This window comes from Pseudomonas sp. fls2-241-R2A-110 (genome assembly GCF_030209165.1).
Classification (GTDB): Bacteria; Pseudomonadota; Gammaproteobacteria; order Pseudomonadales; family Pseudomonadaceae; genus Aquipseudomonas.
On record NZ_JARVSN010000047.1, the window covers coordinates 1 to 16,313 of the forward strand.

Here is a 16,313-nt window from a genome sequence, read left to right on the forward strand (position 1 = left end):
ACGTACCGTTGGCGTTCAACACCAGCGTGCCGTAAACCCCGGTGAACGTGCCGGGCGTGATCGGCCCGGTATTTTCGCCGACGGTCACGCGGTCGGCGCCTTGTACATCGTTGGTCAGCACGTTGCCGTTGAGGGTCAGCAGGGTTTCCGAGGCGGTGCCGGCATGACTGTCATCGAGCGCTTTGGGCACATCGTCGACGATGTTGACGTTGATCTGGCCCGACGCGGTGCTGCCGTCAGTGTCGGTCGCGACTACGTTGAAGTTTTCGGTGAGGCTGTTGGCGCCGTTGGCAGTTGGATGCGCTTCGTTTTCCACCAGGGTGTAGGTGTAGCTGACCACGCCAGTGGCGGCGTTGTAGCCGGTGACGGTCAGCGTACTGCCGAGCGGCGTAACGACCGATTGCGGAAAGCCTGCCGCAACCCCACCGACCACCACATGAATACCGCCGACATCAAGGGTTTGCAGACCATCGAGGGCAGCCACCGTGAAGGTGCCGCTCTGGGTCAGGGTCGGCGCATTAGGGCTGGTGCCGTCGCTGAGGTTTTTCTCGTAGACGGTGAGTTCACCACCTTCGACGTTGAGGCCGCCGAGGGTCACAGGATCGTCGTTGTTGTGGATTTGCAGCACCAGGTTGGCGGTGCTGGTGTCGCCGTCGGCATCGGTGAGGGTGTAGGTGAAGGTTTCGGTGCCGTTGCCACCGCCGTGCAGGGCTTTGAAATCTGCATCGCTGGTGTTGAGGGTGTAGGTGTATGTGCCGTTGGGGTTGAGCACCAACGTGCCGTAGGTCCCAGTGAAGGTGCCGCCAATGATCGGCCCGCTGTGGGGGCCGACGGGAATGCGGTCGGCGCCTTGTACATCGTTGGTCAGGACGTTACCGGTGAGGGTCAGCAGGGTTTCCGAGGCGTTACTTGCGTTGCTGTCATTGACCGCTTTGGGCACGTCATCGGTGATGTTGACGTCCAGCGTGCCGGTGGCGGTATCGCCGTTGGAATCACCGGCCACCACGGTGAACTGTTCGCTGAGGTTATTGGCCCCGTCGCCGGCCGAATGGGTTTCGTTGCCGACCAGCGTGTAGCTGTAACTCAACACGCCCGTGGCCGGGTTGTAGCCGGTGACGGTCAGGGTGTTGCCCAGTTGCGTGGTGATCGACTGCGGAAAGCCGACAGCCACTCCGCCCGTGATCACGTTGATCCCGCCGATGCTCAGGCTGGTCAGACCATCAGGCGCGGATACGGTGAAAGTGCCGTTCTGGGTCAGCGCGCCCGGGTTGCTGGCGGAGCCGTTGGCGAGGTTGGCTTCGTTGAGGGTCAGCTCGCCACCCGCGACCGACAGGCCGGTAAGGGTGACCGGGTTGTTCGGAACGTCAGGCACGGGCACAACGCCTGTGTCGCCGGCACCGTTGTTCGGATCAGCGGCCAGACGCTCCAGCGGAAATTCGGGAATGCCGTTGAAGCCCGCGGTAGGGAACCCGATGGTCGGGTCGACGTGCCCCCCCACTTCTTCGAGCATGACGAAACTGTGGCCACCACCCGCTGCACCACCGGGTGCGCCCGTCGATGCCGGACCGGCCGCCGTGGCTTCAGCGTTCTGGGTCGGGTCATCGCCGGCCGCGATAGCTTTTTGCAGTTGCTCGACATCGGTCAGTTGCGCTTGCGTCGGCGTCACCGCTTCAGCGGTGTCCACATGGGGCGCCTGATGCGCCAGTAACTGCGGCGTCATGTCCAGGCTGCTGCCACGCCCAAGGGTCAGTTCCTGGCCATTTTGCAGATGCACCGCCACCGCGCCTTCGGCCCCGGTGACCAGTTGATCGCCAGCGAACAATCGATCGCCCTCGACCAACGCGCGCCGGGTGCCGTCGCCCGCGACCGCGAATACTTCACCAATGACCTTACTGACGATACCGATGAGCGTTGCCATGTGCATTTCCTCCGCTGCCAACAGCTGTCGGCATCCTGTTGTTCGCGAAGATGTGCTCATGGTTCAAGCAGGTGGCCTGGCGGATCGCCTGCCGGGCGCGTTTACCTGAGTAAGCCGCCGCCCTGGCGATCGTCTCGCCAAGCGTGTCGCTCACGGGGCGAGGTGTCCGGATTTTTTGTAAACCTCAATGCAATCAATGACATTGAAGGTCTGTTCCGGGTCAACCTGCTCAGTGAACGATGCGTAACGATTTTGAAGCACCAAAGTGACAAAAAACCGTCACCCCAAAATCGCTCGCTTCCCTCCCCTTCAGCACTTCTCCGCCCTATGTCGATAAGTGGATGGAACTTTTTCAAAGTCCCGAGAAGCTCCCTAAAGCTCCGAAATCAAGGGCTTTCGGAGTGAACAATGTGCTGGATTTAGCAGAGCGCATAAGTTTTTTTTGGCATAAGGCTTATGAAAAAAATTTCTTAGCTATTCTCTAGAATGTTCTTAGCTCTGTTGTTACAAGAGTGAAACGATTTCACCTATAAAAGTCGTCAAATAATTGGCGATCGATAAAGTACCATCAGGAATCAGGGAGATGTACCCATGCGCGTTTTAACCCCCCTATGCAGCGCAATTCTGCTGGCCATGGCCTGTACATCCCAGGCTCAAGCCATGTCATTGACCGAGGCGATCCAGAGCACCATCGCGACCCACCCGGAGCTGGCGTCACGCGTTGACAGCCGTCTCTCGGCCGATGAGCAAGTGAAAGTTGCCAAAGGGGGCTTTTATCCAACAGTTGATCTGAACGCCGCCTACGGGCGCGGGTACAGCGATAACACCAATACTCGAGCGTTGGGCAATCACCACACCGAAACCCTCAACTACACCCAGTCGGAGCTGCGCCTGCGGCAAATGCTCTTCGACGGTTTCAACACCGCCAACGAGGTTGAGCGCACCAAAGGCGTGGTCAATTCCCGGGCCTATTACGCTCAAGGCACCGCCCAGGATCTGGCATTGCGCACCATCGAGGTCTACCTCGAAGTGCTCAAGCGTCGTGAACTGGTGACCCTGGCCACGAACAACCTGCAGGCGCACCTGCGGGTCAACGACCAGATCGGCCTGCGCACCCAGCGCGGCGTCGGCAGCAACGCCGACTCCGACCAATCGGTAGCCCGTAAGGCACTGGCGCAAAACAACCTCGAAACCGCCGAAGTCGATCTGGCGGACGCCGAGTCGAATTTCTACTCCGTCGTGGGTCGCCTGCCCGATGAGCTCGAAGCACCGCCGTCGATTCGCGGCGAGGTGCCCACCACCCTGCCGGAAGCCCAGCAGAGCATGGTGGAAAACAACCCGTACCTGAAATCCGCGCAGGCCGATGTGCAATCGGCCGAGAGCCAGTACGAAGTCGCCAAGTCGCCGTTCTACCCGCGTTTCGACGCCGAAGCGGCAGTGGGCGCCAACAACAACGTGCAAGGCGATATTGGTCACGACAACGAGTGGCGCGCGGGTGTGGTGATGAACTACAACCTGTTTCGCGGTGGCAGCGACAAGGCGCGCCTGGCGTCCGACGCGCACCAGATCAACCAGGCAATGGACATTCGCAACAATGCCCTGCGCCAACTCAACGAAAACATCCACCTGGCCTGGAACGCCATGGTCAACGCCAAGAAACAAACCCCGACCGCACGCGAATACGCTGAGACCAGCCGGCGCGTTCGCGTGGCGTACCAGGATCAGTTCGGCCTCGGCCAGCGCACCCTGCTCGATTTGCTCGACAGTGAAAACGAGCTCTACAACGCCAATCGCCGCTACACCGAAGTGCGCTACATCGAGGAATTCTCGATGTACCGCGTGCTGGCGAACATGGGCCAGTTGCTGAGCAAACAACGCGTGGTGCTGCCCGCAGATGCGATCGCCTCTTCTGAAGTGAAAAACGAAGCGCGCTTGCCTGAACTGAAATAGCTCAACCGGAGCGATCAATGTGACCAGCATGGAACCCGGCAACATCGGTGTTGATCCGCGCCTGAGCTTCGATGACCCGCTTCTGGACGGTCTGTTGATCCTCTGCAAACTCCACGGCGCGACGGTCAGTCGCGCCAGTCTGAGCGCCGGGCTGCCCTTGAACAAACAGCGTCTGAGCCTGGACCTGTTGCCGCGCGCAGCGGCCCGGGCCAGCTTGCAGGCGCGTTTGCTGCGCCGTGAACTGGCGGATATTTCCGCGCTCAACCTGCCGGTGATGCTGATTTTCAATAACGGGCGCACCGCCATCCTGCGACGTTTTGGCGATGACGGCCGGCTGTTGATCCTGCCCAGCGAAGCCGACGGCGGTGAACAATGGGTCAGCCGCGAGGAACTGGCCGAAAATTACAGCGGCCAGGCCTTGTTCGCCCGGCCGCGTCACGAACTCGAAGACTTGCGCTCGCCACTGGTGCCGCGCGTGGAGGCGTGGTTTCGCGACACGTTGAAGCTGTCGAAATGGCTGTACAGCGACGCGATTCTGGCGAGTTTCCTGATCAACCTGCTGGGGTTGATGGTGCCGCTGTTCGTGATGCAGACCTACGATCGGGTGGTGCCTAACCAGGCCACGTCGACCTTGTGGGTGCTGTCGATCGGTCTGTTGATCGGCACCGGTTTCGAACTGGTGTTGCGGGTGGTCCGCGCGCACTTGCTGGACACTGCCGGGAAGAAAACCGATGTGATTCTGTCGGCCACCTTGTTCGAACGCATCACCGGCATGGCGATGAAAGCGCGGCCGGCGACCATCGGTGGTTTCGCCCAGAGCATTCATGATTTCCAGGGCCTGCGTGAGTTTCTCACCGCGGTCACGCTGACCAGCCTGATCGACCTGCCCTTCGCCGTGCTGATGCTGGTGGTGATCGGCTTGCTCGGCGGCTGGCTGGTGGTGATTCCGCTGCTGGCTTTTCCGATCACGATCATTTTCGCCATGGTGATCCAGGTGCGCCTGCGCGACACCGTGCAGAAAAGCTTGAGCCTGGGCGCGGAACGCCAAGCGTTGCTGATCGAAACCCTCGGCGGCCTCGAAACCCTCAAGGCCTGCAGCGCCGAAAGCGAACGCCAGCACAAATGGGAAAGCACCCACGGCGCCCTCACCCGCCTCGACAGCCATGCGCGCAACCTCTCGGCGCTGGCCACCAACGGCACGCTGTTCATCCAGCAATTCTCCGGCATGGCGACCATCGTCGCCGGGGTCTACAGCATCATCGCCGGCAACCTGAGTGTCGGCGCGCTGGTGGCGACCTACATGCTCGGCAGCCGCGTCCTCGCGCCCCTGGGGCAGATCGCCGGCCTGATCACCCGCTACCAGCAAGCGCAACTGACGATGAAAAGCACCGACGCGCTGATGTCCTTGCCGCAGGAGCGCGACGCCAAACAAAGACCGCTTGAGCGCACGCAACTGCAAGGCGCACTGGACGTCAGCGGCGTGACCTTCCACTACAACGGCCAGAATGCGCCGGCACTGGCCAACGTCAGCTTCAGCGTCAAACCGGGTGAACGGATCGGCATCATCGGTCGCAGCGGCTCGGGCAAGAGCACTCTGGCGCGGCTGGTGATGGGGTTCTATGCCCCGGAAGAAGGCCAGTTGCTGCTCGATGGCCTGGATCTGCGGCAACTCGATGTCGCCGACCTGCGCCAGCAAGTCGGCTACGTCGCCCATGACCTGCCGTTGCTCGCCGGCAGCCTGCGCGACAACCTGACCCTCGGCGCGCGTTACATCAGCGACTCGCGGATGCTTGAGGTGGCTGAATTGACCGGCGTCACCGAGCTGGCTCGCCAGCACCCACAAGGCTTCGACCGGCCCGTGGGCGAACGCGGCCAATTGCTCTCGGGCGGCCAGCGTCAGGCCGTGTTGCTGGCTCGGGCGCTGTTGCTCGATCCGCCGATCATGCTGCTCGACGAACCCACCAGCGCGATGGACAACAGCAGCGAAGACGTCTTGCGGCAGAAACTTCACGGCTGGGTCCAGGGCAAAACCTTGTTGCTGGTGACCCACCGCACCTCGATGCTCAGCCTGGTGGATCGGCTGGTGGTGCTGGACAACGGGCGGATCGTCGCCGACGGTCCGAAAGAAGCGGTCATCGATGCACTGCGCAAGGGCCGTGTCGGCTCTGCGGCTGTCTAGGAGCTCACCATGGCCCGTTCATCTTCCGACGCGTCGCTCCCTGAATCGAAGTCGCGCGGCTATTTCGGCAGCTTCGGCAAAACCGCCGAGAGCGAGTTCATGCCGGAAACCGCTGGCGCTTCGTTGCAGGACTCACCCCGTGGTTCGCGGATCACCGTCTGGCTGGCCGCCGGACTGATTATTGCGGCGCTGGTCTGGGCCAAGTTTGCGGTGCTGGAAGAAGTCACCATGGGCGAAGGCAAGGCGATTCCATCCAGCAAGGTTCAGGTGATCCAGAACCTGGAGGGCGGCATCGTCACCGAGATTTTTGTCCGCGAAGGACAAATGGTGAACAAGGGCGATACTTTGCTGCGCCTGGATGACACGCGCTTTCTGTCGAACAAGGGTGAGAGCGAAGCGGATCGCTACGCGCTGACGGCGCAAGTCGAACGTCTTTCGGCGGAAGCGGAAGGCCGGCCGTTCAAGCTCTCGCCTGAAGTGATCGCCAAGGCGCCGCAAGTGGCCGAAGACGAACGCTCGCTGTATGAACAACGCCAGCGCCGACTGGCCAGTGAACAGCGCACGCTGAGTGAGCAACTGCGGCAGAAAACCCAGGAGCTGGCGGAATTTCGCTCAAAACAAGGGCAGTTCAGTTCAAGCCTGGCGCTGCTGCAACAAGAGATGAACATGTCTGCGCCACTCGTGGGCACCGGGGCGGTTTCCCCGGTGGAAATCCTGCGCCTCAAACGCAGCGCGGTGGAAATTCGCGGCTCGTTGAATGCGACGACGCTGGCGATTCCCCGGGCCGAATCGGCGATCAACGAGATCAAGAGCAAGATCGATGAATCGGAACAATCCTTCCGCTCGGACGCGGCGAAAGAGCTGAATGAAAAACGCACCGATCTGTCGAAAATCACTGCGTCGAGCATCGCCATCGACGACCGCGTGAGCCGCACCACGGTGGTGTCGCCGGTGCACGGGATTATCAAGGTGCTGAAGGTCAACACCATCGGCGGCGTGGTCCAGCCCGGCAGCGACATGGTGGAAATCGTGCCACTGGAAGACAACCTGCTGATCGAAGCCAAGGTGCGGCCGCAGGACGTGGCGTTTCTGCACCCGGGGCAGAAAGCGATGGTCAAGTTCAGTGCATACGACTACACGATTTATGGCGGGTTGAGTGCCAAGCTTGAGTTGATCGGGGCGGACACGATTACCGATGACAAGGGCAACAGTTTTTATTTGATTCAGGTGCGCACGGACAAGAATCACTTGGGCGGGGATGTGAAGCCGTTGCTGATCATTCCGGGGATGGTGGCGACGGTCGATATCATTACCGGTGAGAAGAGCGTGCTGGATTACCTGCTTAAACCGGTGCTTAAAGCCCGGACCGAAGCGATGCGCGAAAGGTAGTTTTTGCTGGGATTCCCTGTGATTGTTCTACCGCTATCGCGAGCAGGCTCACTCCCACAGGGGCCGCATTCCTTCAGGAAGAACTTGGTCAACTGTGGGAGCGGGCTTGCCCGCGATGAGGCCATCAGCGAAACCGCCTATTTCAGCCCATGGTTGCGCTGGAAAGTCTCCTCCCCCATCGCTGCAATCTGCCCTTCGATCAACGCCTCGAACGGTTTTAACAACGGCTCGAACGTCGTTGGCGCTTCAAGCGTCTGCAACGCCTGGACTATCGCTTCCACCGTCGACAACGCCCCCGGCCCCGGCGACTTGCGCAGTCGATAGCGCGACACGCCGCCCTCCGCCAGCGTCACCCTCGGCAACGCCGCCAGCAACGGGTTGAGGTGCAATAGCTTGCGCGCCTTGCGCCAGGTGCCGTCCGGGACCACCAGCAACAGCGGCTCTTCGTTCCCGGTGTACGCTTGCAACGGCTGCGCATCATCAGCTGGAAACAACAACCGCGCCTGATAACCCGGCTGATTCAACAACGCCGACAGATCGTCGAACACCTCGCCCACCACCAACTCGGCATTGTTCAAGCCCAACGCCGCCAATCGAGCGGTGTTCAGTGCGTGGTTCACCTCGCTTGGATGCTGCAACAACAGCACCCGCGTGCGGCTGTCGAGACTGGGGATCAGTGGGCACAGGCAATGGGTTTGTGGGCGCAGGCAGCGCGGACATTGGGCTCTGGACATGTTCTCAAGCCTGATTCAGTTGTGCTTTAAGCAGGTCGCGGAAAGTCTGGATCAATGGTTCACGGCTGCGACCACGGCGCACGATCATCGAGAACGGCGCCTGATAACCAAAGGTCGCCGGCAGCAACACGCGCAAATCTCCCTTGTCGGCCCACGCCTGGGCGTAATGCTCCGGCAGGTAACCGATGTAGGCGCCGGACAACACCAGAATCAACTGCGCCTCCATACTTTCCACGGTCGCGGCGCTGTGCTTGAAACCGTGGCGGGCCAGTTCAGCCTGGCTCCAATAGCCCCGGCCGACCATGCGTTGCTGGGTGATGACTTGTTCTGGGATGCGCCGCTCGGTGAACAACGGATGCCGGCTGCTGCAATACAACCAGTGCTGCTCGCGATAAAGCGGCATGTAGACCAGGCCGCTCATGCGCGTGGAAAACGCCCCGATGGCCAGGTCGAGGCGGTTGTCCTGCACGCCGAGCTGCAATTCGTAGGGGCTCATGACCGACAGGTGCAAGTGCACGGCCGGGTGCTCCTGGCTATAGGCGCCGATGGCTTCGGCGAAAGGCAAGGCCTTGTCGCTGACGGTGGAGTCGATCACGCCGAGGTTCAAGGTGCCGCGCAGCTCGCCCTTGAGCGCCGCCGCGTATTGCTCGAACCCTTCGAGCTCGCCGAGCAGGCGCAGGGTTTCCTGATGGAACAACTCGCCCTTGCTGGTCAGGCTGAAGCCGCCGCGACCACGATGACAGAGCACTAGGCCAAGGGCTGCTTCGAGCTGGCTCATGTAGGTGCTGATGGCCGAGGTCGAGAGGTTGAGCTCTTGCTGAGCGTTGGCAAACCCCTGATGGCGAACCACGCTGACGAAGATGCGCAATAGTTTCAGATCGGGTAAAGCGTTGGCCATGGGTTTCTCCACCGGTCGATCGTTCCCACGCTCTGCGTGGGAATGCAGCCCGTGACGCTCTGCGTCACATGCACAAAAAGAGCGGGACGCGGAGCGTCCGTGGATGCATTCCCACGCGGAGCGTGGGAACGATCACGCGAAGAAGTCTATCGCTGTCGCGGCCTTTAGTTTAGAAAAATCTGAACTAAGTATTTGCCCGTAGCGATTCTTCCCGCGCACTACATTTCGCAGAATCGCCCCACAACGGTGCCTGTGTCTGTCCAGACCTGCGCAACCGACATAAATAAAACAACGACGATGAGGCCTTTCCCGTGGACAAGATTCTTCACCAACCACTGGGCGGTAATGAAATGCCGCGCTTCGGCGGCATCGCCACCATGATGCGCCTTCCCCATTTGCCAACCGCTGCCGGTCTGGATGCTGCCTTTGTTGGTGTCCCACTGGACATCGGCACCTCCCTGCGTCCAGGCACCCGTTTCGGACCTCGCGAAATCCGCGCTGAATCGGTGATGATCCGTCCGTACAACATGGCGACCGGTGCAGCCCCTTTCGACTCGCTGTCGGTGGCCGACATCGGCGACGTGGCGATCAACACGTTCAACCTGCTGGACGCCGTACGGATCATTGAAGAGTCCTACGACGCCATCCTCGAACACAACGTGATCCCCCTGACTCTGGGCGGCGACCACACCATCACCCTGCCGATCCTGCGTGCCATTCACAAGAAGCACGGCAAAGTCGGCCTGGTGCACATCGACGCTCACGCTGATGTGAACGACCACATGTTCGGCGAGAAAATCGCCCACGGCACCACGTTCCGTCGTGCGGCCGAAGAAGGCCTGATCGATTGCGATCGTGTAGTGCAAATCGGCCTGCGCGCTCAGGGCTACACCTCTGAAGACTTCAACTGGAGCCGTAAACAAGGCTTCCGCGTGGTTCAGGCCGAAGAGTGCTGGCACAAATCCCTGGCTCCGCTGATGGCCGAAGTTCGAGAGAAAGTCGGCGGCGGTCCGGTGTACCTGAGTTTCGACATCGATGGCATCGACCCCGCGTGGGCACCCGGCACCGGCACCCCGGAAATCGGTGGTCTGACGACCATTCAGGCGATTGAAATCGTTCGTGGCTGCCAAGGCCTCGACCTGATCGGCTGCGATCTGGTAGAAGTCTCGCCCGCTTACGACACCACCGGCAACACCTCGCTGTTGGCCGCCAACTTGCTGTACGAAATGCTCTGCGTGCTGCCTGGCGTGACCCACCGCTGAGGGATGGTTGATGAACGAACGTGATCAGGTTCTGAAAGCCGCCGCCGACCTGGTGTCGGCGTTTGCCCGCAACGATCGCGAAGCCTACTTCGGCGCCTTCAGCGCCGATGCCAGCTTCGTCTTTTACACCCTCGAGCAGCCTCTGCTGTCGCGCGATGCCTATCAGGCGTTGTGGGACAGCTGGCGCTCGGAGGATGGCTTCGAGGTGCTCTCGTGCACTTCGAGCAACGCCTTCGTCAGCCTGCAGGGTGATGTAGCGATTTTTATCCATGACGTGGCCACCGAGCTGCGCATGCAGGGGGAGCAACACTTCAGCCAGGAGCGCGAGACGATTGTTTTCAAGAAACAAGCGTCTGGCCAAGAACAACAAGGCCTATGGCTGGCCTGCCACGAACATTTGTCCGCAATGCCGGAAGGGCTGCCAACCCCTTAGCCAAACAGGTGACGCTCACACACGATGAGTGCGCCTTTATGATCGGAGCTGATCATGAATAACAACAACAAAGACCAAAGCCTTACGCAAATTGAAACCTACGGGGTGGAACAGATCCCGGACAACGAACGTACCGCAGGCCCGACGGACTTGTTCCGGATGATCTTCGGCGGTTCGAATACCTTTGCCACCGCCGTGCTCGGCAGTTTCCCGGTGCTGTTCGGCCTGTCTTTTCAGGCCGGCGTCTGGGCGATTGTCCTCGGTGTGTTGCTCGGTTCGCTGATCCTCGCGCCAATGGGCCTGTTCGGCCCGATCAATGGCACCAACAACGCCGTGTCTTCCGGTGCGCACTTCGGCGTGCACGGGCGGATCGTCGGTTCGTTCCTGTCGCTGTTGACCGCTATCGCGTTTTTCTCGCTCTCGGTATGGAGCTCGGGTGATGCGTTGATCGGTGGCGCCAAGCGCCTGATCGGCCTGCCGGAAACCGACCTGACCCTGGGCCTGGCCTACGGTCTGTTCGCGATCCTGGTGCTGACCGTCTGCATCTATGGCTTCCGCTTCCTGCTGTGGGTCAACAAGATCGCCGTGTGGAGCGCCAGCTTGCTGTTCCTGCTGGGCATCTTCGCCTTCATCGGACCTTTCGATGTGAACTACGCCGGCACCGTGAGCATGGGCCAGCCGGGCTTCTGGGCGGCCTTTATCGGCGCTGCGCTGGTGGCGATGAGCAACCCGATTTCCTTCGGTGCGTTCCTCGGTGACTGGTCGCGCTACATCCCTCGTGATACGCCTAAAGGCCGGATCATGGCGGCGGTGGTGATCTCGCAGGTTGCGACCTTCATCCCGTTCCTGTTCGGACTGGCGACCGCCACCATCGTGGCGATCAAGGCACCGGACTACATCGCGGCCAACAACTACGTTGGCGGTCTGCTGGCAGTTTCGCCGAGCTGGTTCTTCCTGCCGGTGTGCCTGATTGCGGTGATCGGCGGCATGTCCACCGGCACCACGTCGCTGTATGGCACCGGGCTGGACATGTCCAGCGTATTCCCTCGCGTGTTGTCGCGGGTCAAGGCGACGTTGCTGATCGGTGTGATGTCGATCGCGTTCATCTTCATCGGTCGCTTCGCGGCGAACCTGGTGCAGAGCGTGTCGACCTTCGCCGTACTGATCATCACCTGCACCACGCCATGGATGGTGATCATGATCATCGGCCTGGTCGTGCGTCGTGGCTTCTATTGCCCGGATGATCTGCAAGTGTTCACTCGCGGCGAGAAAGGTGGTCGTTACTGGTTCACGCACGGCTGGAACTGGCGTGGCCTGGGTGCCTGGATCCCGAGCGCACTGGTGGGTCTGTGCTTCGTGAACCTGCCAGGGCAGTTCGTGGGCGTGCTGGGCGATTTGGCGGGTGGCATCGACATCAGCCTGCCGGTCACCCTCGGCCTGGCGTCGCTGGTGTACCTGACGTTGCTCAGCCTGTTCCCGGAATCACGGGAAGTGTTCGGCCCGCAGGATGCACGCAGCAAGGGTTCGAATTCGCTCGGTAAATCGGCGGTTCGACAAGCCGCCTGATCAAACGCATTACCTGTGGCCAACACATGACCTGTGGGAGCGGGCTTGCCCGCGATGAACGATGACGCGATCTGTCTGACAGATCGGTGTACTCCCATCGCGGGCAAGCCACGCGCCCACAGGAATTGATGTTCCCGCAGGGATTGATTTTCGCTTCAACATAAAAAAGACAATCGGAGACACGCCAACATGGCACTGGATTTATTCGTCGTACTCATCTACGCAGCCGCAATGCTGATACTCGGCTACTACGGGATGCGTAAGGCCAAGACCAACGAAGACTTTTTGGTCGCCGGCCGGAACCTCGGCCCGAGCCTGTACATGGGTACCATGGCCGCCACCGTACTGGGCGGCGCGTCCACCGTCGGCACCGTACGCCTGGGCTACGTCCACGGCATTTCCGGTTTCTGGCTTTGCGCCGCACTGGGTTGCGGGATCGTGGCGCTGAACCTGTTCCTCGCCAAACCACTGTTGAAACTGAAGATCTACACCGTTACCCAGGTGCTGGAAAAACGCTACAACCCGATGGCCCGTTCCGCGAGCGCGGCGATCATGCTGGCCTATGCACTGATGATCGGCGTGACCTCGATCCTGGCGATCGGCACGGTCCTGCAAGTGCTGTTCGGCCTGCCGTTCTGGGTCTCGGTATTGCTCGGTGGCGGCGTCGTGGTGATCTACTCGGCGATCGGTGGCATGTGGTCCCTGACCCTGACCGACATCGTCCAGTTCGTGATCAAGACCGTAGGCCTGATGTTCATCCTGTTGCCGATCTGCCTGTATCGCGTCGGCGGCTGGGATGAGTTGGTGCTGAAACTGCCGGCAACTGCCTTCAGCTTCACCACCATCGGTTGGGACACCATCATTACCTACTTCATGATCTACTTCTTCGGCATCCTGATCGGTCAGGACATCTGGCAACGGGTGTTCACCGTCAAGTCTGCCAAAGTCGCCCAGTACGCCGGTACGTTCGCCGGTTTCTACTGCATCCTTTACGGACTGGCCTGCGCCCTGATCGGCATGGCCGCTCACGTGCTGATCCCGGACCTGGACAACGTCAACAACGCCTTCGCCGCCATCGTCAAACTGTCCCTGCCGGACGGTATCCGTGGCCTGGTGATCGCCGCTGCACTGGCGGCCATGATGTCCACCGCCAGCGCCGGCCTGCTCGCCGCTGCCACCACCCTGACCGAAGACCTGCTGCCGAAACTGCGTGGCGGTAAACAGTCGAGCCTGGGCATCAACCGCCTGTTCACCCTGCTGACCGGTATTGTTGTGCTCGGTATCGCGCTAGTGGTGAACGACGTGATCAGCGCGCTGACCCTGGCTTACAACCTGTTGGTCGGTGGCATGTTGATCCCGCTGATGGGTGCGATCTTCTGGAAGCGCGCAACCACCGCCGGCGCTATCGCCAGCATGGGCATGGGCTTCGCTACCGCGCTGGTGTTCATGTTCAAAGACGGTCTGGACGCCAACACCCCGATCTACTACAGCCTCGGCGTCGGCCTGGTGAGCTTCGTGCTGGTCAGCTTGCTGTCCCCGCGCCCGGCAGCCGTGGCCAGCCCCGCCTAAGCTGAACATAACGACTTGATGCTTTCTTCGACGGGTGTGGCGTCGGTTGCCACATCCGTTTTTTTTCGCCTGAAGGAAAATGCTTATGAAGATCGTCAGCCGCGACCAGTGGTTCGAAGTCAAACAGCTCAGTGACGGCATTCGGCTGATTCACGAGCCTTACATCCGGCCCTTCTATCGCTGCAACCTCTGGCACGTTCAGGGCCGCGACAAAGACCTGTTGCTGGACAGCGGGTCCGGGCTGGTCAGCCTGCGCGAGCAATTGCCGTGGATCACCGAGCGGCCGTTGGTGGCGGTGGCCAGTCACTGCCATTTCGACCACATTGCCGGACATCACGAATTCCCCGAACGGCTGGTGCATCCGGCCGAAGCACAGATTCTTGCTCACCCCGATGGCGATAACACGCTGAGTACGGCGTTTGTCGGTGACGACATGTTCGAAGCGCACCCGGACTGTCCGTTGTGCTACGCCGAATACCGGGTCAAAGCCGCGCCGGCCACCGGCATGATTGAAGAAGGCGACGTACTGGATCTCGGTAATCGTGTGCTGCAGGTTCTGCACACACCGGGGCATTCACCGGGCGGCATCAGCCTGTATGAAGCGGCGACCGAAACGTTGTTCAGCGGCGACATCATCTACGACGGCCCGCTGATCGAAGATGCCTACCACTCCAATCTCGACGACTACGCCCGCAGCCTGCAGCGCTTGCGCGAGTTGCCGATCCGCACGGTTCACGGCGGGCATTTCGGCAGCTTTTCCGGAGAGCATTTGCGCACGATGATTGACGAGTGGCAGCGCTCACATGCCTGAAGCCTGCTGTACTCAACGTCAGGGAAAACAACAATAACGCCCTCGAAGAACAACCATGAAAAGAGCCGCCGTTCGCGCCGCCGTGCATCGTTTCATCAGCCGCCTGCTGGAGCGTCAGGATGACTTCGACGACAACGCCAGCCTGGCGCAGATGGGATTGGATAAGCAGGACATCGAAGAGTTGATCTTCCATCTGGAAGATGAGCTGGGGTTAACGGCGTTTACGGCGGAAGAAGACCAGATGCTCAAGACCGCCCGGACGGCGAATGACTTGAGCCGGTTTTTGATCGAGATCGGGCGGCATTGAAGTCCGCCCACTCTTTTGGATTTGCGTCTGCGCCGCCGAACGCGGCCTCGCGGGCTCGGCAGCGGCTACAAACACTACTTGCGCCGCGTTACCGGCGGCGCTGCTGGCGTCGGCGTTGTTCGTCGTCAGTACGAATAGGCACAGGTTGCAGAGGCGGTTCAATCAAACCGAGTGCAACACCCAGATCGTGCAGCCAGTTTTGGATTTTCTCTTTCATGGTGCCCCCTTCAGGGTAGTGCCGAGCGACCGGAATTCTGTAGCCGCTTCGCACTGATAATAGTCCGAAGTCCTACGTATTGCTCGTCCAAATCCGCAATGATCTGTTACTGAATTGAACAAAATACTTGACCATTAGTTCAAGCAATCGCTCGATCCCGAACCGCTGTCGATGGATAGACCGCTTGCTGTTGTTCGATCCAGGCATTCAGGTTGGCCCCGACCATGCCCTTGCGCCACATCAGCCAGGTGGTTGCGCGGGCAAACGGCTCGGCCAACGGGTGCACCGCCACGCTTTCACGGCCCGGCAGGCTGGCGAGCATCGACTCCGACATCAACGCCACCCCTGAACCCGCAATCACGCAGGCGAGCATCCCCGGGTAGGACTCGATCTCCATCGCCCGGCCCATCGCGGCGTGGTCGTGAGCAAACCAGGCCTCCAGACGCATCCGGTACGAACAGCCTTGCCGAAACGTGAACACCGACCGGCCTTCAACATCCCGCGCACTGTGCACCGGCGGATGATCGGCCTCGCTGATCAGCACCAGCCGTTCGTCGCACAATGGCACGCCGTCCAGGCCTGCCAATTCCAGCGGGCCATCCACCAGCGCGGCATCGAGACGACCGGTGAGCAAACCTTCAAGCAATTCGCCGCTGGGCCCGGACTGCACCTGCAGGTTCACCGCCGGGTACGTGCGGTGATAACGCGCCAACAACTCGGGCAGATGAATCGCCGCCGTGCTGTACATGGTGCCCAGCACGAAATCCCCGGCCGGTTGCCCGCCCTGCACCGCCGCACTGGCTTCGTCATGCAGGGCGAAGAGCTTGGCGGTGTAGTCCAGCAGGACTTTTCCCGCAGGCGATAACTGCAAACGCTGACGCTCGCGGACGAAAAGTTCTACGCCCAGTTGCTCTTCAAGCTGTTTGAGCCGGGTCGACAGGTTTGACGGCACCCGATGCAAACGCTCGGCGGCGCGGGTGATCGAGCCTTCCTGCGCGACCGCCTGAAAGATCCGTAATTGGCTGAACTCCACGATATTCTCCAATTCAGAACAAGTTACTCACTATTATTCATTTTTAA

14 protein-coding genes are annotated in these 16,313 nt (G+C 60.6%); 9 read left to right on the forward strand and 5 right to left on the reverse strand.

Going from position 1 to position 16,313, the window contains the following annotated elements:
- Window positions 1-1,918, reverse strand: a 1,918-nt coding sequence (locus QRN31_RS30395; RefSeq protein ID WP_285436545.1) for a retention module-containing protein, incomplete at its 3' end; no start/stop codon positions are given.
- Between the two features lie 591 nt (window positions 1,919-2,509).
- Between QRN31_RS30395 and QRN31_RS30400 the strand changes: the two genes are divergently transcribed.
- The 3 genes from QRN31_RS30400 to QRN31_RS30410 are packed head-to-tail and all read left to right on the forward strand — an operon-like array spanning window position 2,510 to window position 7,436.
- Window positions 2,510-3,868, forward strand: a complete 1,359-nt coding sequence (locus QRN31_RS30400) for a TolC family outer membrane protein (RefSeq protein ID WP_285436547.1) — start codon at window positions 2,510-2,512, stop codon at window positions 3,866-3,868.
- A gap of 19 nt (window positions 3,869-3,887) precedes the next feature.
- Entirely contained in the window at window positions 3,888-6,047 is a 2,160-nt protein-coding gene (locus QRN31_RS30405; protein ID WP_222585174.1) for a type I secretion system permease/ATPase, read from the forward strand.
- 9 nt (window positions 6,048-6,056) lie between these two features.
- Entirely contained in the window at window positions 6,057-7,436 is a 1,380-nt protein-coding gene (locus QRN31_RS30410) for an HlyD family type I secretion periplasmic adaptor subunit (RefSeq protein ID WP_090181407.1), read from the forward strand.
- A 137-nt stretch (window positions 7,437-7,573) separates the two neighbouring features.
- Here QRN31_RS30410 and QRN31_RS30415 read toward each other — a convergent pair whose 3' ends face one another.
- Both QRN31_RS30415 and QRN31_RS30420 read right to left on the reverse strand, forming a co-directional pair.
- Entirely contained in the window at window positions 7,574-8,170 is a 597-nt protein-coding gene (locus QRN31_RS30415; protein ID WP_285436548.1) for a tRNA-uridine aminocarboxypropyltransferase, read from the reverse strand.
- A gap of 4 nt (window positions 8,171-8,174) precedes the next feature.
- Complete coding sequence (locus tag QRN31_RS30420) at window positions 8,175-9,068, reverse strand: LysR family transcriptional regulator (RefSeq protein ID WP_007945995.1); 894 nt, start codon at window positions 9,066-9,068, stop codon at window positions 8,175-8,177.
- A 311-nt stretch (window positions 9,069-9,379) separates the two neighbouring features.
- Between QRN31_RS30420 and speB the strand changes: the two genes are divergently transcribed.
- From speB to QRN31_RS30450, 6 genes are all read left to right on the forward strand, one after another.
- Window positions 9,380-10,330, forward strand: coding sequence for an agmatinase (gene speB, locus QRN31_RS30425; RefSeq protein WP_090181405.1), 951 nt, complete (start codon window positions 9,380-9,382; stop codon window positions 10,328-10,330).
- A 10-nt stretch (window positions 10,331-10,340) separates the two neighbouring features.
- The gene (locus QRN31_RS30430) at window positions 10,341-10,763 is read left to right on the forward strand and encodes a YybH family protein (protein ID WP_285436551.1); all 423 of its coding nucleotides are present in this window, start codon (window positions 10,341-10,343) and stop codon (window positions 10,761-10,763) included.
- A gap of 54 nt (window positions 10,764-10,817) precedes the next feature.
- Window positions 10,818-12,329 carry a purine-cytosine permease family protein gene (locus QRN31_RS30435; protein WP_285436553.1) on the forward strand — a complete coding sequence of 504 codons (1,512 nt, stop codon included), beginning with the start codon at window positions 10,818-10,820 and terminating at the stop codon, window positions 12,327-12,329.
- 189 nt (window positions 12,330-12,518) lie between these two features.
- Window positions 12,519-13,898 (forward strand): sodium:solute symporter family protein, encoded by a 1,380-nt coding sequence (locus QRN31_RS30440; RefSeq protein WP_222585170.1) that lies wholly within the window; start codon window positions 12,519-12,521, stop codon window positions 13,896-13,898.
- 85 nt (window positions 13,899-13,983) lie between these two features.
- Window positions 13,984-14,709 carry an MBL fold metallo-hydrolase gene (locus QRN31_RS30445; protein WP_285436554.1) on the forward strand — a complete coding sequence of 242 codons (726 nt, stop codon included), beginning with the start codon at window positions 13,984-13,986 and terminating at the stop codon, window positions 14,707-14,709.
- A 55-nt stretch (window positions 14,710-14,764) separates the two neighbouring features.
- A complete protein-coding gene (locus QRN31_RS30450; RefSeq protein ID WP_285436555.1) occupies window positions 14,765-15,016 on the forward strand; it encodes an acyl carrier protein in 252 nt (83 codons plus the stop codon).
- An 88-nt stretch (window positions 15,017-15,104) separates the two neighbouring features.
- Here QRN31_RS30450 and QRN31_RS30455 read toward each other — a convergent pair whose 3' ends face one another.
- Together QRN31_RS30455 and ptrR are read right to left on the reverse strand one after the other, a co-directional pair.
- Window positions 15,105-15,233: a PA1414 family protein gene (locus QRN31_RS30455; RefSeq protein ID WP_007914492.1), complete on the reverse strand. Its 129-nt coding sequence runs from the start codon at window positions 15,231-15,233 to the stop codon at window positions 15,105-15,107.
- Window positions 15,234-15,372: 139 nt separating this feature from the next.
- Entirely contained in the window at window positions 15,373-16,266 is an 894-nt protein-coding gene (ptrR, locus tag QRN31_RS30460) for a putrescine utilization regulator PtrR (RefSeq protein WP_285436559.1), read from the reverse strand.
- Between the last annotated feature and the right edge of the window lie 47 nt (window positions 16,267-16,313).